Raw genomic sequence first — 25779 nt, 5'->3', positions numbered from 1 at the left:
GTCAGGTTCTTGCTGGGGAGCGACTTGCGATGCGCTGCTGGAGCAGCACGGCGACGACGATGATCACGCCCTTGGCCACGGCCTGGGCCGAGCTGGACAAGTTGTTCTGCGTGAAGACGTTGGAGAGCGTCGTGAAGATCAGGACGCCGAGGACGGTGCCGACGATCGTGCCGCGGCCGCCGACCAGGAGCGTGCCGCCGACGACGACGGCGGCGATGACGTCGAGCTCGAGGAACAAGCCGTTCGTGGAGCTGCCGGCCGTGGTGCGGCCGAGCATCATCACGCCGCCGATGCCTGCCCCGAGGCCGGAGAGGGCGTAGAGGTACATCGTGTGGCGCTTGACCTTGATGCCCGCCAGGCGGGCCGCCTCAGGGTTGCCACCGACAGCGATGGTGCGGCGCCCGAACGTGGTCCGGTTGAGCAGGATCCACCCGGCCACGGAGACCAGGACGAAGATCCAGACGAGCGTCGGGATGCCGATGAGGTCGCCGCGGAAGAAGTCGAGGAACCCCTGGACCGAGACCACCTGCGTCTTGCGCTGGGCGATGATCTCGGCGAGGCCGCGGGCGGAGACCATCATGGCGAGCGTCGCGATGAACGCGACCACCTTGCCGTAGGCGATGAGCACCCCGTTGATCAGACCTGCTGCGAGGCCCACCGCGAGCGCGGTGATGACCATCACGCCCCAGTTCAGGTTCTGCGCCATCGTCTGGGTCGCCAGCGTGGACGCCCAGACGGACGCCAGCCCGATCACCGAGCCGACCGAGAGGTCGATACCCGCGCCGATGATGACGAACGTCATCCCGATGCTCACGACGCCGGTGACCGACGCGAGGCGCAGGATGGTCAGCGCGTTCTCGACGCTCGCGAACCGCTCGCCCGCCGTCGCGACACCGAAGATGCAGATGGCGAGGAGGGCGATCACCAGGCCGAGGTTCCGTCCGGCCGGGCCGTGCAGGATCCCTCTACGGGGCGGCTTCGCGGGACCGTCGGCCGGCGCGGGCGCGTCGACGGCGTCGGTCATGGAGCGGCCCGGAACGGCTGCCCCCGGGGTCGTCTGCTCACTCACGCGGCACTTCCTTCCATGACGAGGTCGAGCACGCGGTGCTCGTCGATGCTGGCCGCCGGCCCGTCGTGGACCACGCGACCCTCGGAGACCACCAGGATCCGGTCGGACAGACCGATCACCTCCGCGATCTCGCTCGACACCACGACGACCGCGGCGCCGCCCTTCGCGAGCTCCGCGATCAGGCCGTAGATCTCGGACCGGGCGCCGACGTCGACGCCCCGGGTGGGCTCGTCCAGGAGCAGGACCCGGCAGCCGTGCACCAGCCAGCGCGCGAGGAGCACCTTCTGCTGGTTGCCACCGGACAGCGTCCGCGCAGCGCGAGCGGGGTCGGACGGCCGGACGTCGAGCGCGTCGATCTGCTCCTTGGCGACCCGGCGCTCCGAGGCCTCGTCGAGGAACGACGCGTTCGCCGTGCGCGCGAAGGTGGAGAGGGTGATGTTCCGGTAGACGGGCTCGTCGAGGATCAGGCCCTGGCTTTTGCGCTCTTCGGGGCAGAGCCCGATGCCCGCCTTGACCGCCCCGCTCACCGAGCCCGCTCGCAGCGTCTCGGTCCCGACCGAGACGGTGCCCGCGGTCCTCTTGCGCGCACCGAAGATCGTCTCGAGGATCTCCGTGCGGCCGGAGCCGACGAGCCCGGCGAGGCCGACGACCTCACCGGCGCGCACGTCGAACGAGACGTCGCTGAACGAGCCCGCGAGGCTGAGACCCTCGACGTGCAGGAGCGTCGCCGCGTCGTCGGGGACCTGCGGCCGCGGGGGGATCGCGTACTCGACGTTGCGGCCGGTCATCAGCCGGATGAGGTCGGTCGTCGGGGTCTCGGCGACGGACAGGCTCGTCGCGACCGTCCGGCCGTCCTTGAGCACCGTGATCCGGTCACCGATCTGCCGGATCTCGTCGAGCCGGTGGGAGATGTAGACGATGGCGACGCCCGAGCTCGTGAGCTCGTGGACCACCCGGAACAGGTTCTCCACCTCCTCCGAGTCGAGCACGGCCGACGGCTCGTCCATCACGATCACCCGGGCGTCGTGCGACAGGGCGCGGGCCATGCTGACGATCTGCTTGCCGGCGGCGGACAGCTGGCCCACCTCGCGGTGGGGCGAGATGTCGCCGTGGCCGAGCCGCTTGAGGATCGCCCGCGTGCTCGCCGTCACCGCGCGTCGCTGCGAGAAGCCGCCGACCGAGAGCTCGTGGCCGAGGTAGATGTTCTCGGCGACCGTCAGGCCGTCGACGACGTCGAGCTCCTGGTACATCGTCGCGATGCCGAGCTTCAGGCCGGCGACCGGGTGCGGGATCGTGACGGGCCGACCGTCGACGAGGATCTCGCCCTCGTCGGGCTGGTGGGCGCCTGCCAGGACCTTGATGAGGGTGGACTTGCCGGCACCGTTCTGACCGAGCAGGCAGTGGACCTCGCCGGCACGGATCTCGAGGTCGACGCCGTCGAGCGCCCGGGCGCCGGGGAACTGCTTCACGATGCCGCGCATCTGCAGAAGCACTGGGGTGTCGGGCGTGGGGTCTGCACTGACCATGTCGGAAAACGTAGGACTGACTTCTGTCGTCCGTCAAGCAAAAGTCGACGATTATGTGTCAGAGTTACGCGAACGTGACCTACACAAGGCGAGATGATTCACTGTGCGCATGGACGAGCTCCTCAAGTTCGCCCCCAAGCCGACCGGCGCCGGGGAGATGTTCCAGCTCCTGCGCGACGGGCAGCCGCGCACCCGCTCCGACCTGGCAACTCTCACCGGTCAGGCCCGCTCCACGATCGCTGCGCGCGTCGAGCTCCTGCTCTCCTCGGGGTTCGTCGCGCCGGCTGGAGAGGCCACCTCGACCGGAGGCAGGCCGCCTGCCACGTTCGCGTTCAACCCCGCCGCCCGTGTCGTCCTCGCGGTCGACCTCGGCGCCACGCACGCGCGTCTCGCGCTGACCGACCTCGTCGGGACCGTGCTCGCCGAGATCGGGGAACCGATCGCGATCGCCGAGGGTCCGACCGTCGTGCTCGACCGCGTCGTGTCGCTCGGCCACCAGCTGCTCGAGGACGCCGGTCGCCCCCTGACCGACCTCGTGAGCGTCGGGGTCGGGCTGCCCGGGCCCGTCGAGCACTCCTCCGGAAAGCCGATCAACCCGCCGATCATGCCCGGCTGGGACGACGCCGACGTGCCCGGCCACCTGTCGCGGCGGCTCCTGCACGTGCCCGTCCTGGTCGACAACGACGTCAACGTCATGGCCCTCGGCGAGCACACGTCGCAGTGGCCCAACGTCGACCACCTCCTGTTCGTCAAGGTGGCCACCGGGATCGGCGCAGGGATCATCTCCGACGCCCAGATCCGCCGCGGGGCCCAGGGCGCGGCCGGGGACCTCGGGCACATCGCCGTCCCCGGCGGGCCCGACCTGCCCTGCCGCTGCGGGAACTTCGGCTGCCTGGAGGCCGTCTCGAGCGGGCCGGCGATCGCCGACGCGCTGCGGGCGCTCGGCGTGGACGCCACGACGAGCGCCGACGTGGTCGCACTCGTGCGGGCCGGCGACCCCGACGCCAGCCGTGAGGTCCGCGAGGCCGGCCGGCGCATCGGCGACGTGCTCGCCGCCTGCGTGAGCATGTTGAACCCGTCTGTGATCGTGATCGGTGGCATCGTTGCCGAAGCCGGGGAGCACCTGCTGGCCGGCATACGCGAGGTCGTCTACCGTCGATCTCTGCCGCTGGCGACGCAGCACCTGCGCATCGTCGCGTCCCGCACCAAGGGCCGCGCCGGCGTGCTCGGCGCGTCGGCGATGGCGTCCGACCACGTCCTGTCCGCCGCCGCCATCGACTCCCTGATCTCCTGAGGAGAGTGTTGTGACCCAGAACGCCCTAGTCGTCCGCGGCGGATGGGACGGGCACGCCCCCGCTGAGGCCGTCGACCTCTTCCTGCCCTTCCTGCGCGACAGCGGATTCGACGTCACCGTCGAGGGGTCGCTCGAGGTCTACGCCGACGCCTCGACGATGGCTGCGACCGATCTGATCGTGCAGTGCTGGACCATGGGCGAGATCCTCGCCGACGAGCTGCACGGCCTGCGCGACGCCGTCGCCGCCGGGACCGGGTTCGCCGGCTGGCACGGCGGGATCGTCGACTCGTTCCGGATGGCCACCGACTACCTGCAGCTCGTCGGTGCCCAGTTCGCGGCGCACCCCGGCGGGATCGTGGACCACACCGTCAACATCCTCCCGTCGCGCGCGGACGACCCGCTCGTCGCGGGGATCTCCGACTTCGCCCTCCGGTCCGAGCAGTACTGGCTGCTCGCCGACGACCTGAACGACGTGCTCGCGACCACCACCATCTCCCCCGGTCCCGACGACCACTGGCACGGCCCGGTGGTCTCGCCCGCGGTCTGGACGCGTCGCTGGGGTCAGGGGCGGGTGTTCGTCTGCGCGCCTGGGCACCAGCTGGCGGACCTCGAGCTGCCGGCCGTCCGCACGATCATCGAGCGCGGACTGCTCTGGGCGGCCCGACCGAGCGCCTGACCGGCCTCAGGGGCGCGGGGCGTCCTGCGGGATGTCCGCGAGGCACGTCGCGAGCGGCTCCTTGCTCTCGTCATCCATCGCGGTCTCCTGGTGGCACGCGGCCCGACGAAGGCCGTACGGCGCTGCCGCGCCCAGCTCTCGCACCTCCTGCTGGAGGTCGGGGACGGTGACGACGATCGTCTGAGTACCCCGCGACGCGCTCGTCGCCGGTGCCGGGACCGCGTCGTGGGTCGTCGTCCCGTGCGTCGGCACCGCGCCGGTCGGCCCGCCCGGTGCCACGGCGATGACGCCGGTCGCAGCCGCGCCCGCGAGGGCCGCGACCGTGAGGACCGCGGCGAGGGCGACTCCCGCGACCCGGTGTCTGCGCGCGGGTGCGCTGCGGGCCGGGCTGCTGGCGGAGGGTGTCGGGCGGTGGGTCACACCCCTTCTATCGATCAGAAGGGCGCCGCGCTGAGGAGCCGGTCAGCGCGGGTCGCGCACCCGGTAGGAGTAGCGGTCGGCGGGCTGGAAGCCCAGGCCCCAGTAGAGCGCCGCCGCGGCCGCGTTGTGCGCCTCCACCTGAAGGAACGCGCGCCGCGCCCCGGCCTCACGACCGTCGTGCAGCGCGCTCAGCGTGACGGCTCGCGCCAGGCCACGACGGCGGGCGGAGCCGTGCACCACGAGGCACGACAGGGCGGCCCAGTCGTCGACGCGCGCCACCCGGACCACCGCGACCGGCGTGGTGTCGTAGGCCGACGTCATCGACAGGTAGCTCGCCGGGGCGCCCGTGAGGATCGCGCGGCCCGTCTCGCGGTCGGCGGTGTCGTCCTTGGTTCCGAGCCAGAGGGCCAGCCAGTCGTCGTCGGGCTCGTCGCGGGCGGTGATCTGCAGGCCCGGGAGGGCGAGCCGGCCGGGGAGCGCAGGTTCGTCGACGAGGGACCGGACCAGCACGTCGGTCTCCGAGACGCTGCGGTAGCCGCGGGCGTCCAGCAGGCCGGCGACCTCCGTGCAGGTGCGCTCCGCATCGACCCGATCGGTCCCGCCGGCCTCCACCAGCCGCGGGCGCGGCGCGCGCACGGTGCTGAGCAGACCCGCGTCCGCGTAGACCTGCTCGACCTGGTCCAGCGCGGCCACCGGATCGGTCGGCCTGCCGGTCAGCAGGGCGCTGTTGCCGCGTCGCGTCAGCCCGTCGGAGACGCCCACGCGCCACCCGTCGACCTCGACGACCCGCAGCGGCGGCCACGTCCGCGTCTCCGCCAGCGCACCCGGCGCCTCGGGCGGGGTCCAGGTCTGGACCCGCAGGTGGACGTACTCGTGGCCCCAGTCGCGCTCCGGGACAGCGACGAAGCCGAGCCGGGCGTAGAGCCGGTGCGCGGTGACCATCGAGTCCAGCGTGGAGAGCACCACCCGCCGGGCGCCGGACGCGACCGCGTAGCCGAGCGCCGCACGCATCAGAGCCTCGGCGATGCCACGGCCACGTGCGCGCGGGGCGACCGCGAGCATGCGCACCTCGAGCTCGCCGGGCTCCGCGATCTCGGCGTACTCCGTGCCGTACGGGGCGAGCGTGACCGTGCCGACGACCGTCTCGCTGCCGTCAGCCTCCTCGCACGGGATCGTCGCGACCAGCAGCATCGCCTCGCGGGCTCGCCGCGTGGCGTCCCGCAGCTGGGCCTCGTACTCGTCGTCCTCGTCCAGCAGCCGGTCCGCCAGGTACGCCTCGGCGGTCAGTGCCCCGGCGCCTGCGATCTCGTCGTGCCGCGCCGGCCGGACGGTCGGCCCGGTCACCTGTGCCACCTTCATGGCACCGCCACCGGGCGGGTGGGGCCCCTGCTCATTCGCCCACCTCGTCCGGTGCGCCGTCGCTCTCGTCGGCCGGCGCCTCCCCGACCCCGGCGGGGCCTTCCGCGAGCAGACGCTCGAAGCCGGCCTCGTCGAGGATCCGCAGGCCGAGCTCGCGCGCCCTGGTCTCCTTCGACCCCGCGTTCTCCCCGACCACCACGTAGTCCGTCTTCTTGGAGACGCTGCTCGACGTCTTGCCACCGCGCGCCAGGATCGCCTCCTTGGCCTCGTCGCGGTTGAGCCGCTCGAGCCCGCCGGTGACCACGACGGTCAGGCCCTCGAGGGTGCKGGGCATCGACTCGTCGCGCTCGTCCTGCATCCGTACGCCTGCGTCCTTCCACTTCCGGACGATCTCCGCGTGCCACTTGTCGTCGTCCTCGGGCTGGTCGAACCACGCGCGGACGGCCGTCGCGATGGTCGGCCCGACACCCTCGACGGAGGCCAGCTCGTCCTGGCCGGCCTCGCGGATCGCGTCCAGCGTCGCGAAGTGCTTGGCCAGCTCGCGGGCGGCGCTCGGTCCCACGTGCCGGATCGACAGGGCGACGATGACCCGCCACAGCGGCTGCTCCTTGGCCTTCTCCAGGTTGGTGAGCAGCGCCTGACCGATCGCGTTCAGGTCCCCCGCCTCGCGCTGCCGGCCCGCCACCTTCGAGCTGGTCGAGAGCGTGAACTGCGGGACCTTGCGCAGGTCGTCGGCACCCAGGGCGAACAGGTCGCCCTCGTCCGTCACGACGCCCGCCGCCAGCAGGCTGTTGGCGGCCTGCTCGCCGAGCGCCTCGATGTCGAACGCGCCGCGCGAGGCCACGTGGTAGAGGCGTTCGCGCAGCTGGGCGGGGCAGGAGCGGGTGTTGGGGCAGCGGATGTCGACGTCGCCCTCCTTGCTCGGCGCGAGCGTCGTCCCGCACGACGGGCACTGCGTCGGCATGACGAACTCGACCTCGGTGCCGTCCCGCAGGTCCACCACGGGCCCGACGATCTCGGGGATGACGTCGCCCGCCTTGCGCAGCACCACGGTGTCCCCGATCAGGACGCCCTTGCGCTTCACCTCGCTGGCGTTGTGCAGCGTCGCCATCTCGACCGTGGAACCCGACACGAACACCGGCTCCATCACGCCGAAGGGCGTGACCCGGCCCGTGCGTCCGACGTTCACGCGGATGTCGAGCAGCTTGGTGTTCACCTCTTCCGGCGGGTACTTGTAGGCGATCGCCCACCGGGGTGCCCGGCTCGTCGCGCCGAGGCGTCGCTGCAGCGCGATCTCGTCGACCTTGACGACGATGCCGTCGATCTCGTGCTCGACGTCGTGCCGGTGCTCGCCGTTGTAGGCGATCATCTCCCGCACCCCGGGCAGACCCTGCACGACCTTCGTGTGGCCGGAGACGGGGACGCCCCAGGACGCGAGCAGGTCGTACACCTGCGACTGCCGCTCGATCCCGACGCCGCCGCCCGGGGCCCACCGCAGGGCGCCGATCCCGTGCGCGTACATCCGCAGGTCACGCGACGCCGTCACGCGCGGGTCCTTCTGCCGCAGCGAGCCCGCGGCCGCGTTGCGGGGGTTGGCGAACGGCGCCTTGCCCGCCGCGACCTGCGAGGCGTTGAGCTGCGCGAACGCCTCGACGGGCAGGAACACCTCGCCGCGGATCTCGATCAGCTCCGGGTGCGTCGCCGGGTCTCCGCCCAGCGTGTCCGGGATCGTCGAGATGGTCCGGACGTTCAGCGTCACGTCCTCCCCCGTGCGACCGTCCCCCCGCGTCGCGGCCCGCGTCAGCCGGCCCTTCTCGTACAGCAGCGCGATGGCGAGCCCGTCGATCTTCAGCTCGCACAGGTAGTGCAGCTGCGCGTCCGCCTCCAGGTCGCGGTGCACCCGGTCCGCCCAGGCGGCGATGTCCTCGTCGGAGAAGGCGTTGTCGAGCGAGAGCATCCGCTCCACGTGGCTGACGGAGGCGAACTCCGTGGAGAACGTGCCGCCCACCCGCTGCGTCGGGGAGTCCGGCGTCCGCAGCCCGGGGTGCTCGTCCTCGAGCGCCTGGAGCTCGCGCAGCCGCTCGTCGTACTCCTTGTCCGACGACACCGGGGCGTCGCGGATGTAGTACGCGAACTGGTCCGCGTCGATCAGGTCTGCCAGCTCGGTCCACCGGTGGCGGGCCTCGGCAGGGATCTCCCGGTCCGCGGAGGCGCTCACAGGTGCGGGGGCGTCGTCGATCTCTTCGCTCACGGTCCCATCATGGCGTGCGCCGCCCACACGCGAGCGCTCCGCCGCGTCACTCGCGTGACCGGTCACGCTCCCGACGGAAGCGGGGTGCGAGGAGCACGCCGAGGCAGACGGCCGCGCCGCCGACCGCGAGGGCCGCGCCGAGGCCGGCGGTGCCGGGCGACGCGGCTGCGACGACCACGGAGGTCGACGTCCCGGAGTCGTCGAAGGTGCAGATGCTCTGCGGCGGGACGACCGTGTAGTGGATCTTCGATCCGGGCAGCTCCTGCGCGACCGCCTGGAGGCAGGGCGAGTCGCCGGTCTCCGAGACCTCGAGCGTCTTGGTGCCGAGGCCGATGAAGGCGACCGCGAGCATCACCAGGCCCACGAGAGCGGCGGCGGACGCGATCAGCAGGACCAGCGGGCGACGCATCAGGACTCCGCCCGCTCGGCGACGAGCCGCGCGGCGCGCACGAGCCCGGCGAGGACCGCGCGCGCGTCGTCGGGCGAGCCGACGCCCGTGGCGTCGCCGGCCAGGAGGACCACGTCGCGCAGCCCCACCGACGGCAGGCCGACCGAGTGCCACGGCCGCAGGAGGAGGTCGGCCTGCCCGGCGACATCAGGTCCGGCGCACTGCGACGACGCCTGCGGGGGCAGCTCGGGCCAGAACGCCAGCCCGCCCTCGACGGTCTCGGCGACGCGCTCCCAGGACCGGTCGTCCAGCGCCGTGACGGCGAGCGCGAACCCGTCGGCCTCGGACGCCCGGATCGCCCCGATCGACGACCACGCCGTCCCGCCGTGCACGACCACGGACGCCGCTCCGGCGGCGCGCAGGGCGGACGCCACGGTCGCGAGGTGCGACGCCGCGACGGGGCCCGGGACCGAGCGCAGCGCCGAGTAGCCCGAGAAGGACGGCAGCACCCCGGCCATCACCTGGGCGAGCAGCGGCTCGTGCAGGAGCACGGTCGGAACCGCCCCCGGCACGGCACGGCCGAGCGCGGCGAGGTGCTCGGCGAGCCCGTCGGACAAGGACGCGGCCAGCTCGCGCACGGCTCCCGTGTCGGACAGGACCCGGTCACCGCGTGCCAGGTAGAGCGACGCGGCGAGCGTGAGCGGCCCGAGCACGGGCACGACGAGCGGCCCGGCGTACCCGTGCGCGGCGACCGCGAGCGCGTCGAGGTCCTCGCGCCCGAGCGCCTGCGCGCGCGCCAGGTCCCGGCCCGGACGGTCGGCGAGCTTCCAGCCGTGGGCGCCGAGCTCGGTGGGCAGGTCGGCGAGCAACGACGACGCCCGCCCCACCGGATCTCCCCACGGCCCGCGTGCCGCCAAGGACACCGTGAACGGCACCCCGGCCACCTCGGACGGCGTGTCCAGCAGGTCGCCGACGACGACGGTCTGCGCCTCGAGCACGTCGGTGCCCGGCCACGGCCCGGTCCCGGTGACGGACGGTCTGCCGCTCACCGGGGGACGCCGACAGGAGCTGCGGCGGAGGCGGCGGTGGAACGCACGGCCGCGGTCACGGTCGCCTGACCGAGCACGCGGGTGCCGTCGTAGAGCACCGCGGACTGCCCCGGCGCGACGCCGCGCAGCGCGCCGTCGACCGCGACGGACACCGACCCGTCGGGCAGCAGGGAGGCCCGGGCGGGCACGGCGGCACCGTGCGCCCGGACCTGCAGGGAGCACTCGAAGGTCGACGAGACCGGAGCGAACCAGACGGCCCGGTCGGCCTGCACGACGTCGACGGCGAGGTCGGCCGCCGATCCGACGACCACCCGGTTGTTGACCGGCTCCACCGACAGCACGTACCTCGGCTTCCCGTCGGGCGCGGGCCTGCCGATGGCGAGCCCCCGACGCTGCCCGACGGTGTACGCGTACGCGCCGTCGTGCGTGCCGAGCACCGCGCCGGACTCGTCGACGATCTCTCCCGGCTGCGACCCGAGCCGCGAGCGCAGGAACCCCTGGGTGTCCCCGTCGGCGACGAAGCAGATGTCGTAGGAGTCGGGCTTGGCCGACACCGACAGCCCGCGTGCGGCCGCCTCCCGACGGGTCTCCTCCTTGGAGACGACGTCGCCGAGCGGGAACAGCGACCGCTCGAGGCGGGCGGGCCCCATGACCGCGAGGACGTAGGACTGGTCCTTGGCGGGGTCGACGGACCGGTGCAGCTCGCGCGTGCCGTCGTCGGAGAGCGCGATGCGCGCGTAGTGCCCGGTGGCCACCGCGTCGAAGCCGAGAGCGACGGCCTTGTCCAGCAGCGTCGCGAACTTGATGTGCTCGTTGCAGCGCACGCACGGGTTGGGGGTGCGGCCGGCCTCGTACTCGGCGACGAAGTCGGCGACGACGGTGTCCTCGAACTTCTCCGAGAGGTCCCATACGTAGTACGGGATGCCCAGCACGTCGGCGGCGCGTCGGGCGTCGCCGGCGTCCTCGATCGAGCAGCAGCCGCGCGAGCCGGTGCGGAACTGGTCCCGCGTGCGCGACAGGGCCATGTGCACGCCGACGACGTCGTGCCCGGCGTCGACCGCGCGCGCGGCCGCGACCGCCGAGTCGACGCCACCGGAGAGAGCTGCCAGGACGTGCATCAGGACACCGCCGCCAGGCCGGCGGCGCGGGCGCGGTCGACGACCCCGGGGAGGACCTCGAGCAGGGTGGACACGTCCGACGGGACGGACGTGTGGCCCAGGCTGAACCGCAGCGCGCCCCGCGCCTCGAGCTCGTCGACGCCCATGGCCAGCAGGACGTGGCTGGGCCGCGGCACGCCGGCCTGGCACGCGGAACCGGTCGACGCCTCGACACCCGCGGAGTCGAGCAGGTACAGCAGCGAGTCGCCCTCGCAGCCCCCGAACGTGAAGTGCGCGTTCGCCGGCAGCCGATCCGACCGCGGACCGCGCAGCACTGCGCCGGGGACGGCCGCGAGGACGCCGTCGATCAGGGAGTCCCGCAGGGCACCGACGCGCGAGGCGAAGGAGGCCTGCGACGACACGGCCGAGGAGACCGCCGTCGAGAAGGAGGCGAGCAGGGCCGCGTCGAGCGTCCCGGACCGCACCCCGCGCTCCTGGCCACCGCCGTGCTGCACGGGCGTCAGCTCGAGCCCCCGGCGCGCGAGGAGCGCGCCTACACCGCCCGGGCCGCCGACCTTGTGCCCCGAGATCGTGAGGGCGTCCAGCCCGGACGCACCGAAGTCGACCGGCACCTGCCCGACGGCCTGGACCGCGTCGGCGTGCACGGGGACCCCGTGCTGGTGCGCGAGCGCGACGACCTCGGAGATCGGCTGCAGGGCCCCGACCTCGTTGTTGGCCCACATGACCGACAGGAGCGCCGCCTCGTCGCCGTGCTGCGCCAGCTCCTCCGCGAGCGCCTCGACGACGAGCACGCCGTCCGAGTCCACCGGCAGGAGCACCAGCTCGGCGCCCGCGTGCTCGGCCATCCAGAAGGCCGGGTCGAGGACCGCGTGGTGCTCGACGGCCGACACCAGGATCCGGCGTCGTCGCAGGTCGTGCGTCCGTCGGGCCCAGAAGAGACCCTTGACGGCGAGGTTGTCCGCCTCGGTCCCGCCGCCGGTGAACAGGACCTCGCTGGGCCGTGCGCCGAGCGACGCGGCGAGCTGCTCGCGCGACTCCTCGACGACCCGTCGCGCGGCCCGACCGGACGCGTGCAGCGACGAGGGGTTGCCGGTGCGCGCGAGGTGCTCGACGAGCACTCGCGAGGCCTCCGGGAGCATGGGCGTGGTCGCCGCATGGTCGAGATACACGCTCACCCGGCCCAGTCTACGAACCGATGAGAGCGCATCCGTCCGCCGGTCCGTGGGATCACCCGTCAGGGTCTCGACATTCCCTGGCAGGATGTGCCGCGTGAGTGCCGACGACGTCATTGCCCTCCCGCTCGCCTTCAGCGGCCAGCGGCTGGACTGGCGTGACCTGCCCCGGCACATCCGGACCCGGATCGCAGAGCTGGCCGGCTCCCAGGTCACCGCGGAGATCAGCGCGACCAGCGGCTTCAGCCCCGGTTTCGCGGCGGTCCTCGAGCTGGCCGACGGGCGCGGCGTCTTCGTCAAGGCGGTCTCCGGCGAGCAGAACCCGCTGTCCCCCGACCTGGCCCGCGCCGAGATCCGCGTGGCCCGCAGCCTGCCGCCGCAGGTGCCGGCGCCCCGGCTGCTGTGGTCGTCCGACGACGACGACTGGGTGATCCTCGGCTTCGAGGTGATCCACGGCCGCTCGCCCGAGCTGCCCTGGAAGCGTGCCGACCTGGACGCGGTCGCCGACGCGCTCGGCGCGCTCGCGGACGCGGAGCCCCTGCCCGGTCACCAGCTGCCCCGCACGGACGACCTGCTGGCCGACGACTTCACGGGCTGGCGCAGGCTGACCGCGCTGGACGACTCGGACCAGGAGCGGTACGCCGAGGTGGCCGGCGACCTCGGCCGGTGGGCGTACGACAACCGCGAGCAGCTCGTGCTCTGGGAGCAGGAGGCCCTGCGCGTCTGCTCCGGCGACGCGCTCGTGCACGGCGACCTGCGCGCCGACAACGTGCTCATCGACCCGGACCACGACCACCGCGTCTGGCTCATCGACTGGCCGCACGCGAGCGTCGGGGCGCCCTGGCTCGACCTCGCGTTCATGCTCCCGAGCGTCGCCCTGCAGGGCGGCGGCGACGCCGCGACGAACTTCCGCGGCCACGCCGTCTCCGAGGGCGTCCACGACGACGACCTGCGCGCGGGCCTGGCCGGGCTCGCGGGCTACTTCGCGTGGGGCTCGCGACAGCCGCCCCCGCTCGGCATCCCGAACCTTCGCCGCTTCCAGGCCGCGCAGGCCGTGGCGACGCTGCGCTGGCTGCGCGACCTGTCCTGAGGCGGTTCGTCCTTCTCCTTCAGCTTCGCCTCACGCTCGCGCAGCGGCGGTGGGTGGTTTCACCCCTCCGGCCGAACGGGGTTGGGTACGTTCGTTGGATGGGCGCGATGCGCGAGGTGGAGCTCGACGACACCCCGGCGGTGCCGGCCGGTCCACCCCGTCGCCGGCACACCCGCCTCCTCATCGCGGTCGGCGTCGCCGCCGTCGTCGCCCTAGTCGGCGGACAGCTCGTGGTGGACGCCCGGGAGCGCGCCGCCACGGCCGGGGTCGCCGGGCTGCTCGACGACCTCGCGTCGCCGCCACACGTCCTGTGGGCGGACTCCGCCCAGGGCTCGCCCGTGTGGCGGGGCCCGCTCGACGACGAGCGCCTCGTGGAGCTCCGGATCGTCGACGACGGTTCGCAGCAGCTCTCGGCGAGGAGCGCGACGACCGGAGAGCCGCTGTGGACCTCGACGCTGACCGACCCCTCACCGGCGTTGGCCGCGGCGCGCGCCACGGGCGCACGGATCTTCGGCGACAGCGCCTGTGCGGTCTCGCCAGGCGGCTCCGGCGCACCACCGGAGGTCGTCTGCCTCGTCACCGACGGGTTCATGCGGCTCAACCCGCAGCTCGGCGTCGCGGCTGCGAGCCAGTCGATCACCACGACCCCGACCCGCACGCACGTGGAGGTCATCGACGGCGAGGACGGTTCGATCGCGGCGCAGTGGCCCGTCGGGGGTTCGGCCCTGCTGCTGTCCGGCCGGGGCCAGGTCGTCGTCGCCGGGAGCACGTCGAGCCGTCTCGAGGTGTCCGCCTACAGCCTCGACGGGGATCCGCGCTGGACCCTCGGCATCCCGCTCGCCGTCCCCGAGCCCGGGAGCCTGCGCGGCAGGACCACGAGCCTGGTCCGGTCGGGGTCGGACATCGCGGTGGAGACGTTCGGCACGAGGGTCGTCCTGGACGGGCACGGGAGGCTGGTCCGCGACGACGTGGGGCGCGGGTCGACGGACGGCGGCTTCGCGGTCCGGGACCACCTCCTCCAGCTCCAGGACGGTGCCGGCTCCTGGGCGACGACCACCCTGGTCGCCGCGGACGAGCCGGCCGACGTCACCGTGGCGGGCGTCCCGGTGCGGATCGGCGACGTCGACGACGGCAGCCTGCCGGACATCGTGCTCACGGCCGGAGCGGGCCTGCGCGCCTGGGACGCCGGCACCGGCACGCCACGGTGGCGGGCCGACGGCGTCCGCCCGGGCCACGCCGCAGGGGTCGTTCTCGACGGCACGGTGTACGTGCCGACGGCCTCGGGCGTCGTCGCGGTCGACGGACGCTCCGGCCGGACGCTCTGGGAGAGCGCCTTGTCGTCGCCCGACCTGCTGGCGACCGACGGCCGGCTGGTGCTCGTCGCGTCGTCGGCGACGCGCACGCTCGCGGCGTACGAGATGTCCACCGGCCGACCCCGGTGGTCGGTGCCGTACCCGCTCGACGTCCGCACGATCGAGCAGATCGGCGGTCGCCTGTACGGCGAGCGGGCGGACCAGTCCCTCGTCGCGCTCGTCAGCCCTTGAGGCGGCGCAGCTCTGCGACGGCCTGCGGGAGGACCGTGAACAGGTCGCCGACCACGCCGAAGTCGGCGATCTCGAAGATCGGGGCGTCGGGGTCGGAGTTGATCGCGACGATCGTGCCGGCGGCCTGCATGCCGCCGCGGTGGTGCACCGCGCCGGAGACGCCGACGCCCACGTAGAGCTTCGGGGCGATCGTCACGCCGGTCTGGCCGATCTGGGCGTCGTGGCCGATCCAGCCCTCGTCGGTGGCCACGCGCGTGGCTCCGACGGCGCCGCCGATGACGTCGGCGAGCTCCTCGACGAGGGAGAAGTCGCCCTCGGTGCCGCGGCCGCCGGCCACGACGACCGACGCGCTGGACAGGTCGGGGCGGCCGCTCTCGGGGCGCACGGTCCGCTCGACCAGCGTGACCCTGCGCGCCTTGTCGCTGACCGACACGGCGTGCTCGGACACGATCGGCGCGACCGGGGGAACCGTCGAGACGACCACGCTGTTCGGCTTGACCGTGACGATCGCGAGCGGCGCGGTGATCGCGCACGCCGTGTTCCACGTGCCGGCGAACACGGTCTTGGCGGCGACGAACCGGCCGTCCACGAGCGAGAGCGTGTCGGCGTCGGTGATGACGCCGGCCCCGGTGGCGACGGCGAGGCGCGCGGCCGCCTCCTTGTTCTCGAACGACGACTCCAGCAGGAGCAGACCGGCGCCGGTCGCGTCGAGCAGCGACGCGAGCGACTCGGCCAGCACGGCCGACAGGTGCAGGTCGGCGTCGGCCGAGAGCCGGTGGACGTGCGTGGCGCCGAGCGACGCGAGCTCGTCGACGACCGCGGCGGACGGCTCGACGCCGTCGAGCGGCCAGGCGGCGTGCACGGCCTCGTCGCCGGCGAGCGAGCGGGCCAGGGTCAGCAGCTCGCGGACGGGCGCGCGCAGGGCGCCGGCCTCGGTGTGGTCGAGCAGGACGAGCACGGGTGCAGGTGCAGTCACGGCAGGAAGTCCTCTGCTGGAAGTCAGACGAGCTGGTTGTCGACGAGGAACGCGGCCAGACGAGCGCCGGCGTCGCCGGTGTCGTTGATCAGCACGCGGTTCTCGCGCGGCGGACGCGCGGCGGCCTCGAGCACCTCGGTCCGGGCCCCGGCGGCGCCGACGCGCGTGGCGTCCAGGCCGAGGTCCGCGAGCGTCAGCGTCGTGATGGGGATCTTGCGGGCCGCCATGATGCCCTTGAAGCCCGGGTAGCGCGGCTCGTTGGCCTGGTCGGTCACAGAGACGAGCGCGGGCAGCGACGCCTCGAGCACCTCGGAGGAGTGGTCAAGGTTGCGCCGGACGCGGACCGTGCGGGCGTCGGCGTCGACCGTGAGCTCCGCGGCGAGCGGCAGCGCGGGCAGGTCGAGCAGCTCGGCGATCGCCGTCGGCAGCAGCGACGTGAGCGCGTCGAGGCCGGCCATGCCGGTGAGGACCAGGTCCACCGGCTCCTGCGCGTCCAGGTGCCGGATCGCGGCCGCGAGCACGCGCGCGGTGCCGATCGCGTCGGAGCCGCCGATCGCGTCGTCGACCACGTGCACGGCCTCCTGCGCGCCCAGCTGCAGGCCGCGGCGCACCGCGTCGGCGGCGTCGGACGGACCCACCGTCAGGGCCACCACGGAACCCTCCGAGGCCTCGACGAGCGCGATGGCCGCCTCGAGCGCGTTCTCGTCGAGCTCGTTGATGGTGCCATCACCCCCGTCCCGCACCACGCGGTGGTCCGGGCCGATGGCCCGCTCCGACTGGATGTCCGGGACATGCTTCACGCACACGACGATCCTCACCCGCGGAAGGTTACCCGCCGCAGCGCCCCCGACCGACGCCTGTGTCGCCAGCCGGAAACACGCCGTTCGCACAGGAGCGCGCACGTTCCCCCACAATGTCGAGGTGACCTCGACCAACCCACGCCGTCGCGCCCCGCGTCTCGGCGTGCACCTGACCGACCACGGTGCGGACGTCGCCGTGTACGCCGCCCACGCCACCGCCGTGGACCTGTGCCTGTTCGACGGACGCAAGGAACGCCGGGTCCGCCTCGACGGCCCGGTGCACGGGGTGTTCAGCGCGAGCGTGCCGGACGTGCAGGCCGGGCAGGGGTACGGGTTCCGGGCGCACGGCCCGTGGGAGCCCGCCGCGGGCCACCGCTACAACCCGGCGAAGCTGCTGGTCGACCCCTACGCGCGCGGCCTCGTGGGCGAGCTCGGCTACGGGCCGGAGACGTACGGCCACGTGGTCGACGAGCTGCTGGCGGGCGACCCGTACGGTCCGGCGAGCACCGTCGACTCGGCGCGGTTCGTCCCGCACTCCGTGGTCGTCGACACCGAGAACCTCGGCAGCCCCGACCCCACGACCAACCGCCCCTGGGTGCCCTGGTCGCACTCGGTGGTCTACGAGGCGCACGTGCGCGGGCTGACCCTGCTCAACGAGCGGATGCCGCCAGAGCTGCGCGGCACCTACGCCGGGCTCGCGCACCCGTCAGTGGTCGACCACCTGCTCGGGCTGGGCGTCACAGCGATCGAGCTGCTGCCGGTGCACGCCTTCGCGTCGGAGCCGCACCTCGTCGAGAAGGGCCTGACCAACTACTGGGGCTACAGCACGCTCGGGTTCTTCGCCCCGCACGCAGAGTTCGCCACGGCCGCCGCCCGCGAGGCAGGTCCGGCGGCGGTCCTCGACGAGCTGCGCACGGCGGTCCACGCGCTGCACGAGGCGGGGCTCGAGGTGCTCCTCGACGTCGTCTACAACCACACGTGCGAGGGCGGCCTGCCGGGTCAGCACCTCTCGTGGCGCGGGCTGGACAACGCCTCCTACTACCGGCACAACGGCGGTGCGCCGGCCGCGCTGGACGACGTCACGGGCACGGGCAACACGCTCGACTTCCGGCGCCCCGAGGTGGTCCGGATGACGATGGACTCCCTGCGCTACTGGGCCGACGTCGTGGGGGTCGACGGCTTCCGGTTCGACCTCGCGGTGACCCTGGGGCGCGACGGCGGCGGCTACTCCCCCGACCACCCCGCGCTCGTCGCGATGTCGATCGACCCGAGCCTGCACGGCCTCAAGCTCATCGCCGAACCGTGGGACGTCGGTCCCGGCGGCTGGCGCACGGGCCAGTTCCCCGAGCCGTTCGGCGAGTGGAACGACCGGTTCCGCAACGCGGTGCGCTCGTTCTGGCTGGCCGACCCGGCGCGCGCCGCGCATGGCCTGCCGGGGCACCGCGTGCGCGACCTGGCCACGCGCCTGTCGGGCTCGGTCGACCTGTTCGGGCACAGCGACCCGCCGCTGGTCCGCGGCCCCATCGCGTCCGTCAACTACGTCACCGCGCACGACGGCTTCACCATGGCCGACCTCGTCGCGTACGACCACAAGCACAACGCGGCCAACGGCGAGCAGAACCGCGACGGGTCCGACGACAACCGGTCCTGGAACCACGGCATCGAGGGACCGGTCACGTGGGAGTCCCCCGCGGTCGACCTCGTGCCGCTGCGCCGGCGTTCCATCCGCAACCTGTTCGCCACCCTCGTGCTCTCGGCGGGCGTGCCGATGATCACCGCGGGCGACGAGATGGGGCGGTCGCAGAAGGGCAACAACAACGCCTACTGCCAGGACTCCGAGATCTCGTGGATGCGCTGGGACCTGAGCCCGTGGCGCAAGGACATGCTCGCGACCGCCCGGTGGCTGCTGACCCTGCGCCGCGACCACCCGGCGCTGCGGACCGAGCAGTTCTACACGGGCCGGCCGGTCAAGCAGGACAAGCGGCCGGATCTCGCCTGGTTCGACGCCCTCGGCGTCCCGTTCGACCACGACCGCTGGCACGACCCGTCGGTGCGCACCCTCCAGATGGTCCGCACCGCGGCGCTGCCGGAGAAGGACACCGTCCTGCTGGTCATCAACGGCTCGCTCGACGCCATGCACCTGGTGCTGGCCGACGACCACGGCGGCAAGTGGCGGCTGGCGTGGGACTCGGTCTGGGAGCACCCGAACGAGGAGTCCGCGGTGGCGATCGAGGGCGGGCTGCACGCCGAGCCCGGCGAGGCGTCCGTGATCGAGCCGATGAGCATGCGGGTGTACGTGCTGGTCTGACCTTCTGGACACATGTCCAGCAGGCGTAGCGTACGGGCATGACCAACACCGTCGTTGTCGTCGGCGCGGGCCTGGCCGGGCTCGTCGCCACCGCCGAGCTGCTCGCCGCGGGCCGCCACGTGACCCTCCTGGACGCCGAGAACGGGGCGAGCCTCGGTGGTCAGGCGTTCTGGTCGTTCGGCGGCCTGTTCCTCGTCGACTCGCCCGAGCAGCGGCGCCTCGGCGTCAAGGACTCTGCCGAGCTGGCGCTCGCCGACTGGCTGGGTTCCGCGCAGTTCGGCCCTGATGACCGCTGGGGCCGGGCCTGGGCCGAGGGGTTCGTGTCGTTCGCCGCCGGCGAGATGCGCTCCTGGCTCGCCGGGCAGGGCGTGAAGTGGTTCCCGCTGGTGCAGTGGGCCGAGCGCGGCGGCTACGAGGCCGGCGGGCACGGCAACTCGGTCCCCCGGTTCCACGTCACGTGGGGCACCGGCCCGGGGATCCTCGAGCCGTTCGTCCGCGCCCTGCTCGACGCGCGCCGCGCCGGCCAGGTCGACGTGCGGTTCCGGCACCGCGTCACCGGCCTGGTCACCACCGACGGGGTCGTGACCGGCGTGCGCGGCGACGTGCTGGCCTCCGACGGCGTCGACCGCGCCGTGCCGAGCACCCGTACCGTCGTGCGCCCGTTCGAGCTGGCGGCGGAGTCCGTCGTGATCGCGACCGGCGGCATCGGCGCCGACCACGACCGCGTGCGCGCGACCTGGCCGTCCGAGGCCGGAACCCTGCCCGCGCGGATGCTGTCCGGCGTGCCCGACCACGTGGACGGCTCCGGCATCGAGGCCGCGCGCGCGGGCGGTGCCGCCGTGGTGCACGAGGACCGCATGTGGCACTACCCCGAGGGCATCACCAACCACTCGCCGGTCTGGAGCCGGCACGGCATCCGCATCCTCGCGGGCCCGAGCAGCCTGTGGCTCGACGCGGACGGCAACCGGCTGCCCGCACCCCTGTTCCCCGGCTTCGACGCACTCGGCGCGCTGCAGCACATCACGTCGCGTGGCGACGACCACTCGTGGTTCGTGCTCGACAAGACGATCCTCGGCGCGGAGTTCGCGCTGTCCGGCTCGGAGCAGAACCCGGACCTGACCGGCAAGGACCTGCGCCTGCTGCTCGAACGCGTCAAGCCGGGCGCGGTCGGTCCCGTGGAGAAGTTCGCGGAGAAGTCCGACGAGTTCCTCTGGGCGGACACCCCGGCCGAGCTGGCGGCGAAGATGAACGCCCTCTCGGGCACGACCCGGATCTCCGCGGAGGCACTGACCCGGACCATCGAGGCCCGCGACCAGCAGGTCGCCACCGGTCTGGGCAAGGACCCGCAGGTCGTCGCGACCGCCATGGCCCGCCGCTTCGTCGTCGACCGCCTGATCCGCGTGGCCAAGCCGCACCGCCTGCTCGACCCGGCGCACGGCCCGCTGCTCGCGGTGCGCCTGTCCGTGCTCACGCGCAAGACCCTCGGCGGCCTGCACACCGACCTCGAGGGCCGCGTCCTGCGACCCGACGGCCAGGTCCTGCCGGGGCTGTGGGCCGTGGGCGAGGCCGCGGGCTTCGGCGGCGGCGGTGTGCACGGCCACCGCGCCCTCGAGGGCACCTTCCTGGGCGGTTGCCTCTTCACCGGACGCACCACCGGACGTGCACTGGCGACGACGCTGCGCTGAACATCCGTCCCACATCTCGCCTCCAGATGCCCGCCACCTGGACCTACGGCTAGGTTCGGGACTGTGACGACTTCCCCGGGCGAGACAAGCCCGACCATCGGCCGCATCCCCGTCGTCGACGTCTCCCCCGTCGCCGAGGCCGGGCGGTTCCCGGCGAAGGCGGTGGTCGGCGAAGCCGTCCCGATCCGCGCGACGGTGTTCCGTGAGGGGCACGACGCCGTCGGCGCGACCGCCGTGCTCACCGACCCGTCAGGCGTCGACCGCGCCAGCGCGCGCATGGTCGACATCGCCCCCGGTCTCGACCGGTTCGAGGCGCGTGTGGTGCCGACCAGCACCGGGACCTGGACGTTCCGCGTCGAGGGCTGGTCCGACCCGTACGGCACCTGGGCGCACGACGCGTCGATCAAGGTCGAGGCCGGAGTCGACGTCGAGCTCATGCTCACCGAGGGCGCGCTCCTGCTGGAGAAGGCGGCCCGTCGCAAGGGCACCAAGGGCGTCGCACCCGTGCTGAAGGAGGCCGTCGAGGGCCTGCGTGACCACACCCGCCCACCCAACGACCGGCTGGCCGCGGGCCTGACCCGCGAGGTCCGGGCCGCGCTCGACGAGCACCCCATCCGCGACGTGGTCACGAGGTCGCCGTCCTACCCGCTGGTCGTGGACCGGCCGCTCGCGCTCGCGGGCTCCTGGTACGAGCTCTTCCCGCGCTCCGCGGGGGCGACGTACGACTACTACACGAACGAGTGGACCACCGGCACGCTGCGCACCGCCGCCCTCGACCTGCCGCGGATCGCGGGCATGGGGTTCGACGTCGTCTACCTGACGCCCGTGCACCCGATCGGCACCACGTACCGCAAGGGCCGCAACAACTCCTTGCACGCCGAGCCGGGCGACCCGGGCTCCCCGTACGCCATCGGCTCGAAGGACGGCGGCCACGACGCGATCGAGCCGTCGCTGGGCACCTTCGACGACTTCGACTTCTTCGTCGCGCAGAGCCGTGCGCTCGGCATGGAGGTCGCGCTCGACATCGCGCTGCAGTGCTCGCCGGACCACCCGTGGGTCTCGGCGCACCCGGAGTGGTTCACCACGCGCGCGGACGGCACGATCGCCTACGCGGAGAACCCGCCCAAGAAGTACCAGGACATCTACCCGCTGAACTTCGACAACGACCCCGAGGGCATCTACCACGAGATCCGTCGGGTCCTGCAGGTGTGGATCGACCACGGCGTGACCCTGTTCCGCGTGGACAACCCGCACACCAAGCCGCTCGACTTCTGGGAGCGGATCCTGGCCTCGGTCCGGGCCGACCACCCCGACGTCATCTTCCTGTCCGAGGCGTTCACGCGACCGGCCATGATGCAGACGCTGGCCAAGGTCGGGTTCCACCAGTCGTACACGTACTTCACCTGGCGCAACACCAAGGACGAGATCGCGGAGTACCTGTCCGAGGTGTCCGGCGAGCAGGGCTCCTGGATGCGCCCCAGCTTCTGGCCGACGACGCACGACATCCTCCCGCCGTACCTGCAGGCCACGGGCGTGCGGGGCTTCGCGGTGCGCGCTGTGCTGGCGGCGCTCGGGGCACCGACCTGGGGCATCTACTCCGGCTACGAGCTGGTCGAGAACGTGCCCAGGCCGGGTGTCGACGAGCAGATCGACAACGAGAAGTACGAGTTCAAGCCCCGGATGTGGGCCGTCGCGGACCCGATCGGCATCAACCGGCTGCTCGGGCGGCTGAACGAGATCCGGCGCAACCACCCCGCCCTGCAGCAGCTGCGCAACCTGCACATCCACCCGACGTCCGACGACGCGCTCATCGCGTTCTCCCGGCACCTGTCGGCCGAGCACTCGCCGACCGGGCGCGACGACACGATCCTCGTCATCGTCAACCTGGACACGGCGAACGCGCGGGAGGGGTGGGTCGAGCTGGACCTCGACGCCCTCGGGCTGGAGCACGGCAGGCCGGTCGTCGCGCACGACGTGCTGTCCGACGACGCGTACGAGTGGTCGTCGCCCGCGTTCGTCCGGCTCGATCCCGTGGTCCGCGCCGCGCACGTGATCCGTCTGGTCTCGCCGTGACCGCCGTCGGCCGGCACTCCCGCGAGCCTGCGCCCACGACGGCGCAGCTCTCCCTGCCGAGCCGACGCCAGCCGTCCGTGCCCGCCTCGTCGGAGCAGACGGGCCTGGTCGAGGACTCGGAGTGGTACCGGACCGCGGTGTTCTACGAGGTCATGCTCCGCACGTTCTCCGACTCCTCGGGCGCGGGCAGCGGCGACCTGCGCGGGCTGATCGACAGGCTCGACTACCTGCAGTGGCTGGGCATCGACTGCCTGTGGCTGCCGCCGTTCTACCCGAGCCCGCTGCGCGACGGCGGCTACGACGTGGCCGACTACACCGCGATCGCCGGCCAGTACGGCACCATGGCCGACTTCACGGAGCTCATCGAGCAGGTGCACGCCCGCGGGATGCGGATCGTCGTCGACCTCGTCATGAACCACACGAGCGACCAGCACCCCTGGTTCCAGGCGTCCCGGTCCGACCCCGAGGGTCCCTACGGCGACTTCTACGTGTGGTCCGACGACAACACGCGCTACCAGGACGCGCGCATCATCTTCGTCGACACCGAGACCTCCAACTGGACCTTCGACCCGGTGCGCCGGCAGTACTTCTGGCACCGGTTCTTCAGCCACCAGCCGGACCTGAACTTCGAGAACCCGCGCGTCGTCGAGGCGATGCTCGACGTGGGCCGGTTCTGGCTGGGCATCGGCGTCGACGGGTTCCGGCTGGACGCGGTGCCGTACCTGTTCGAGGCCGAGGGCACCAACTGCGAGAACCTGCCCGAGACGCACGCGTTCCTGCGCACGGTCCGCAAGATGATCGACACGGAGTTCCCCGGCCGCATCATGCTGGCCGAGGCCAACCAGTGGCCCGAGGACGTCGTGCACTACTTCGGCTCCGAGGCCGAGCCCGAGTGCCACATGTGCTTCCACTTCCCTGTGATGCCGCGCATCTACTACGGCATCCGGGACCAGCGCGCGACGCAGATCATCGACATCCTCGCCGACACCCCGCCGATCCCGAAGAACGGTGCGCAGTGGAGCACGTTCCTGCGCAACCACGACGAGCTCACGCTCGAGATGGTGTCCACCGAGGAGCGCGCGTCGATGTACGGCTGGTACGCGCCGGACTCCCGGATGCGCGCCAACGTGGGGATCCGACGACGCCTCGCCCCCCTGCTGGACAACTCGCGCAAGGAGATCGAGCTCGCGCACGCGCTGCTGCTGTCCCTGCCCGGCAGCCCGTGCCTCTACTACGGCGACGAGATCGGCATGGGCGACAACATCTGGCTGCCCGACCGCGACTCGGTCCGCACCCCGATGCAGTGGACGCCCGACCGCAACGCGGGGTTCAGCACCGCCGACCCGGGCAAGCTCTATCTCCCGCTGGTCCAGTCGCTCGTGCACCACTACAGCCACACCAACGTCGAGGCGCAGCTGGCCCAGCCGACCTCGCTGCTGCACTGGGTGCGCGGCATGCTGACCGTCCGGCGCCAGCACCCGGCCCTCGGCGCCGGCGAGTTCGAGGTGCTGACCTGCGACAACGACTCGGTGCTGGCGTTCTGCCGACGGACCCCGTCGGAGACCCTGCTCGTCGTGGCCAACATGGCCTCCACGGCGCGCGCCGCCACGATCAGCCTGCCCGGCCGTGAGGGCTGGGGCATGCACGACGTGTTCGGCGGCGCGGACTTCCTCCCCGTCGGCCCGGACGGCATCTGCTCGTTCACGCTCGGCTCGCGCGACTTCTACTGGTTGGAGCTGACCGCCCCGTGACGTTGACCGCAGGCACCTCCCCCGATGACGACCGCCTCCTGGAGGTGGTCCGGGGGTGGTTGCCGGGGCGGCGCTGGTACCCGGCCAAGGGCGTCGCGGCCGACCTGTCGGTGGTCGGAAGCATCGATCTTGCCGACGACGTGCGCATCCTGCTGGTGCGCGTGCACGCCGGGTCGATCGACGTGGTCCTGCAGGTGCCGCTGGTCCTGGGCTCGTCCGAGGGCGACGTCATCGGGTCGTTCGACGGCCGTCCGGTCTGCGACGGCGCGGCGCACCCGGCGTTCCTGAGGGCGTGGCTCGCTGCGGCCGACGGGCCGGGTCTGCAGGCGGACGTCTCGACCGCCCGGATGATCACCGGCGAGCAGTCGAACACCTCCGTGATCCTCGGCACCGGGATCCTCAAGGTCCTGCGGGCCGTGGCGCCCGGCGAGAACCCCGACGTCGACGTGCCACGCCACCTCGTCTCGGTCGGCTGGCAGAACGTCCCCGCACCGCTGGCCTGGCTCCAGGCGACCTGGCCGGGTGCCGACGAGCCCGGGTACCTCGGCGTGATCGCCGCCTTCGTCGACCAGGCCGAGGACGGGTTCGAGCTGGCCTGCGCCTATGCCGGCCGGGGCGAGTCGTTCGCAGCTCCCGCGACCGACCTCGGTGCCGTCACGCGCGGGATGCACGAGGCGCTCGTGTCGTCGTACGGCGTGACCTCGTCGGGCACCGAGGAGGTGGCCCGGGCCGTCGAGAACCGGTTCTCCTGGGCCCTGTCCGCCGTGCCGTCGCTCGCGCGGTTCGCCGGCGGGGTCGCCGCCGTGGCCGCCGAGGTCCGGTCGCTGGGTGCGGTTCCGCCGCGCCAGCGCGTGCACGGTGACCTGCACCTGGGCCAGGTGCTGCGCTCGCACGGGACCTGGTACATCACCGACTTCGAGGGCGAGCCGCTGGCCCCGCTCGCGCAGCGCACGAAGCCCGACCTCGCCGTGCGCGACGTGGCCGGGCTCCTGCGGTCCATCGACTACGCGGCCGCGGTCGGCGGCCTGACCGGGTCGCCCGCACGGGAGTGGACCACGGCGGCGCGCGACGGCCTACTCGCGGGCTACGGCCTCGACGAGCACGCGACGCTGGTTCGCGCGCTCGAGCTGGACAAGACCCTCTACGAGGCCGTGTACGAGTCCCGCAACCGGCCCGACTGGCTGCCGATCGCGGTGGCCGGCCTCGAGCGCCTCACGACGTGACGGGCGC

20 protein-coding genes are annotated in these 25779 nt (G+C 73.0%); 9 read left to right on the top strand and 11 right to left on the bottom strand.

Features of this window, described 5'->3' with window-relative positions; translation table 11 throughout:
* Position 1 precedes the first annotated feature (1 nt).
* A complete protein-coding gene (locus AC1DZC_RS11590) occupies positions 2-1069 on the bottom strand; it encodes an ABC transporter permease (protein ID WP_477038576.1) in 1068 nt (355 codons plus the stop codon).
* Positions 1066-2595, bottom strand: coding sequence for a sugar ABC transporter ATP-binding protein (locus AC1DZC_RS11585; protein ID WP_477043366.1), 1530 nt, complete (start codon positions 2593-2595; stop codon positions 1066-1068). The genes AC1DZC_RS11590 and AC1DZC_RS11585 overlap by 4 nt, the downstream gene beginning before the upstream one ends.
* A 109-nt stretch (positions 2596-2704) precedes the next feature.
* Between AC1DZC_RS11585 and AC1DZC_RS11580 the strand changes: the two genes are divergently transcribed.
* A complete protein-coding gene (locus tag AC1DZC_RS11580) occupies positions 2705-3889 on the top strand; it encodes an ROK family protein (protein ID WP_477038574.1) in 1185 nt (394 codons plus the stop codon).
* Positions 3890-3899: 10 nt separating this feature from the next.
* Complete coding sequence (locus AC1DZC_RS11575; RefSeq protein ID WP_477038573.1) at positions 3900-4565, top strand: ThuA domain-containing protein; 666 nt, start codon at positions 3900-3902, stop codon at positions 4563-4565.
* Positions 4566-4571: 6 nt separating this feature from the next.
* Here the strand turns inward: AC1DZC_RS11575 and AC1DZC_RS11570 are convergent, their stop codons facing one another.
* From AC1DZC_RS11570 to AC1DZC_RS11540, 7 genes are read right to left on the bottom strand one after another with little or no spacing between them, the layout of a single operon-like run.
* Positions 4572-4985, bottom strand: a complete 414-nt coding sequence (locus AC1DZC_RS11570; protein ID WP_477043365.1) for a hypothetical protein — start codon at positions 4983-4985, stop codon at positions 4572-4574.
* A 42-nt stretch (positions 4986-5027) separates the two neighbouring features.
* On the bottom strand, positions 5028-6329 hold the full coding sequence (locus AC1DZC_RS11565; protein ID WP_477043364.1) for a GNAT family N-acetyltransferase: 1302 nt from the start codon (positions 6327-6329) through the stop codon (positions 5028-5030).
* 46 nt (positions 6330-6375) lie between these two features.
* Positions 6376-8595, bottom strand: a complete 2220-nt coding sequence (gene ligA, locus AC1DZC_RS11560) for an NAD-dependent DNA ligase LigA (protein ID WP_477043363.1) — start codon at positions 8593-8595, stop codon at positions 6376-6378.
* Between the two features lie 46 nt (positions 8596-8641).
* On the bottom strand, positions 8642-9004 hold the full coding sequence (locus AC1DZC_RS11555) for a hypothetical protein (RefSeq protein ID WP_477043362.1): 363 nt from the start codon (positions 9002-9004) through the stop codon (positions 8642-8644).
* Positions 9004-10032, bottom strand: a complete 1029-nt coding sequence (locus AC1DZC_RS11550) for a uroporphyrinogen decarboxylase/cobalamine-independent methonine synthase family protein (RefSeq protein ID WP_477043361.1) — start codon at positions 10030-10032, stop codon at positions 9004-9006. The genes AC1DZC_RS11555 and AC1DZC_RS11550 overlap by 1 nt, the downstream gene beginning before the upstream one ends.
* On the bottom strand, positions 10029-11150 hold the full coding sequence (mnmA, locus tag AC1DZC_RS11545; RefSeq protein WP_477043360.1) for a tRNA 2-thiouridine(34) synthase MnmA: 1122 nt from the start codon (positions 11148-11150) through the stop codon (positions 10029-10031). Before mnmA ends, AC1DZC_RS11550 begins: the two co-directional genes overlap by 4 nt.
* Positions 11150-12325, bottom strand: a complete 1176-nt coding sequence (locus AC1DZC_RS11540; RefSeq protein WP_477043359.1) for a cysteine desulfurase family protein — start codon at positions 12323-12325, stop codon at positions 11150-11152. The genes mnmA and AC1DZC_RS11540 overlap by 1 nt, the downstream gene beginning before the upstream one ends.
* 94 nt (positions 12326-12419) lie before the next feature.
* Here AC1DZC_RS11540 and AC1DZC_RS11535 point away from each other — a divergent pair, with 94 nt between their 5' ends.
* Entirely contained in the window at positions 12420-13412 is a 993-nt protein-coding gene (locus AC1DZC_RS11535; RefSeq protein ID WP_477038565.1) for a phosphotransferase family protein, read from the top strand.
* Between the two features lie 98 nt (positions 13413-13510).
* Positions 13511-14956: an outer membrane protein assembly factor BamB family protein gene (locus AC1DZC_RS11530; RefSeq protein ID WP_477043358.1), complete on the top strand. Its 1446-nt coding sequence runs from the start codon at positions 13511-13513 to the stop codon at positions 14954-14956.
* Here AC1DZC_RS11530 and AC1DZC_RS11525 read toward each other — a convergent pair.
* Together AC1DZC_RS11525 and AC1DZC_RS11520 are read right to left on the bottom strand one after the other, a co-directional pair.
* Positions 14946-15932, bottom strand: a complete 987-nt coding sequence (locus tag AC1DZC_RS11525) for an electron transfer flavoprotein subunit alpha/FixB family protein (protein ID WP_477043357.1) — start codon at positions 15930-15932, stop codon at positions 14946-14948. The two genes, AC1DZC_RS11530 and AC1DZC_RS11525, sit on opposite strands and share 11 nt — an antisense overlap.
* A 23-nt stretch (positions 15933-15955) precedes the next feature.
* The gene (locus AC1DZC_RS11520) at positions 15956-16750 is read right to left on the bottom strand and encodes an electron transfer flavoprotein subunit beta/FixA family protein (RefSeq protein ID WP_477043356.1); all 795 of its coding nucleotides are present in this window, start codon (positions 16748-16750) and stop codon (positions 15956-15958) included.
* A 103-nt stretch (positions 16751-16853) separates the two neighbouring features.
* Between AC1DZC_RS11520 and glgX the strand changes: the two genes are divergently transcribed.
* The 5 genes from glgX to AC1DZC_RS11495 all read left to right on the top strand — a co-directional run bounded on the left by glgX (position 16854) and on the right by AC1DZC_RS11495 (position 25772).
* Positions 16854-19040, top strand: a complete 2187-nt coding sequence (glgX, locus tag AC1DZC_RS11515) for a glycogen debranching protein GlgX (RefSeq protein ID WP_477043355.1) — start codon at positions 16854-16856, stop codon at positions 19038-19040.
* A 38-nt stretch (positions 19041-19078) separates the two neighbouring features.
* Positions 19079-20725, top strand: a complete 1647-nt coding sequence (locus AC1DZC_RS11510) for an FAD-binding dehydrogenase (protein WP_477043354.1) — start codon at positions 19079-19081, stop codon at positions 20723-20725.
* A gap of 63 nt (positions 20726-20788) precedes the next feature.
* On the top strand, positions 20789-22798 hold the full coding sequence (locus AC1DZC_RS11505) for an alpha-1,4-glucan--maltose-1-phosphate maltosyltransferase (protein WP_477043353.1): 2010 nt from the start codon (positions 20789-20791) through the stop codon (positions 22796-22798).
* Positions 22795-24549, top strand: coding sequence for a maltose alpha-D-glucosyltransferase (treS, locus tag AC1DZC_RS11500; RefSeq protein WP_477038558.1), 1755 nt, complete (start codon positions 22795-22797; stop codon positions 24547-24549). The genes AC1DZC_RS11505 and treS overlap by 4 nt, the downstream gene beginning before the upstream one ends.
* Entirely contained in the window at positions 24546-25772 is a 1227-nt protein-coding gene (locus AC1DZC_RS11495) for a maltokinase N-terminal cap-like domain-containing protein (protein ID WP_477043352.1), read from the top strand. The genes treS and AC1DZC_RS11495 overlap by 4 nt, the downstream gene beginning before the upstream one ends.
* The last annotated feature ends 7 nt before the right edge of the window (positions 25773-25779 follow it).

The organism is Cellulomonas sp. P2_B4, assembly GCF_056404795.1.
Note: the sequence above shows the minus strand (reverse complement) of the source record. Positions and strands in the feature narration are given on the sequence as shown.

What these genes read in the sequence shown, in the direction of transcription:
- mnmA (WP_477043360.1), bottom strand. Translation starts at nt 11,150, where the DNA reads ATGCACGTCCTGGCAGCTCTCTCCGGTGGCGTCGACTCGGCGGTCGCG.
- AC1DZC_RS11555 (WP_477043362.1), bottom strand. Translation starts at nt 9,004, where the DNA reads ATGCGTCGCCCGCTGGTCCTGCTGATCGCGTCCGCCGCCGCTCTCGTG.
- AC1DZC_RS11530 (WP_477043358.1), top strand. Translation starts at nt 13,511, where the DNA reads ATGGGCGCGATGCGCGAGGTGGAGCTCGACGACACCCCGGCGGTGCCG.
- AC1DZC_RS11580 (WP_477038574.1), top strand. Translation starts at nt 2,705, where the DNA reads ATGGACGAGCTCCTCAAGTTCGCCCCCAAGCCGACCGGCGCCGGGGAG.
- AC1DZC_RS11510 (WP_477043354.1), top strand. Translation starts at nt 19,079, where the DNA reads ATGACCAACACCGTCGTTGTCGTCGGCGCGGGCCTGGCCGGGCTCGTC.
- AC1DZC_RS11585 (WP_477043366.1), bottom strand. Translation starts at nt 2,595, where the DNA reads ATGGTCAGTGCAGACCCCACGCCCGACACCCCAGTGCTTCTGCAGATG.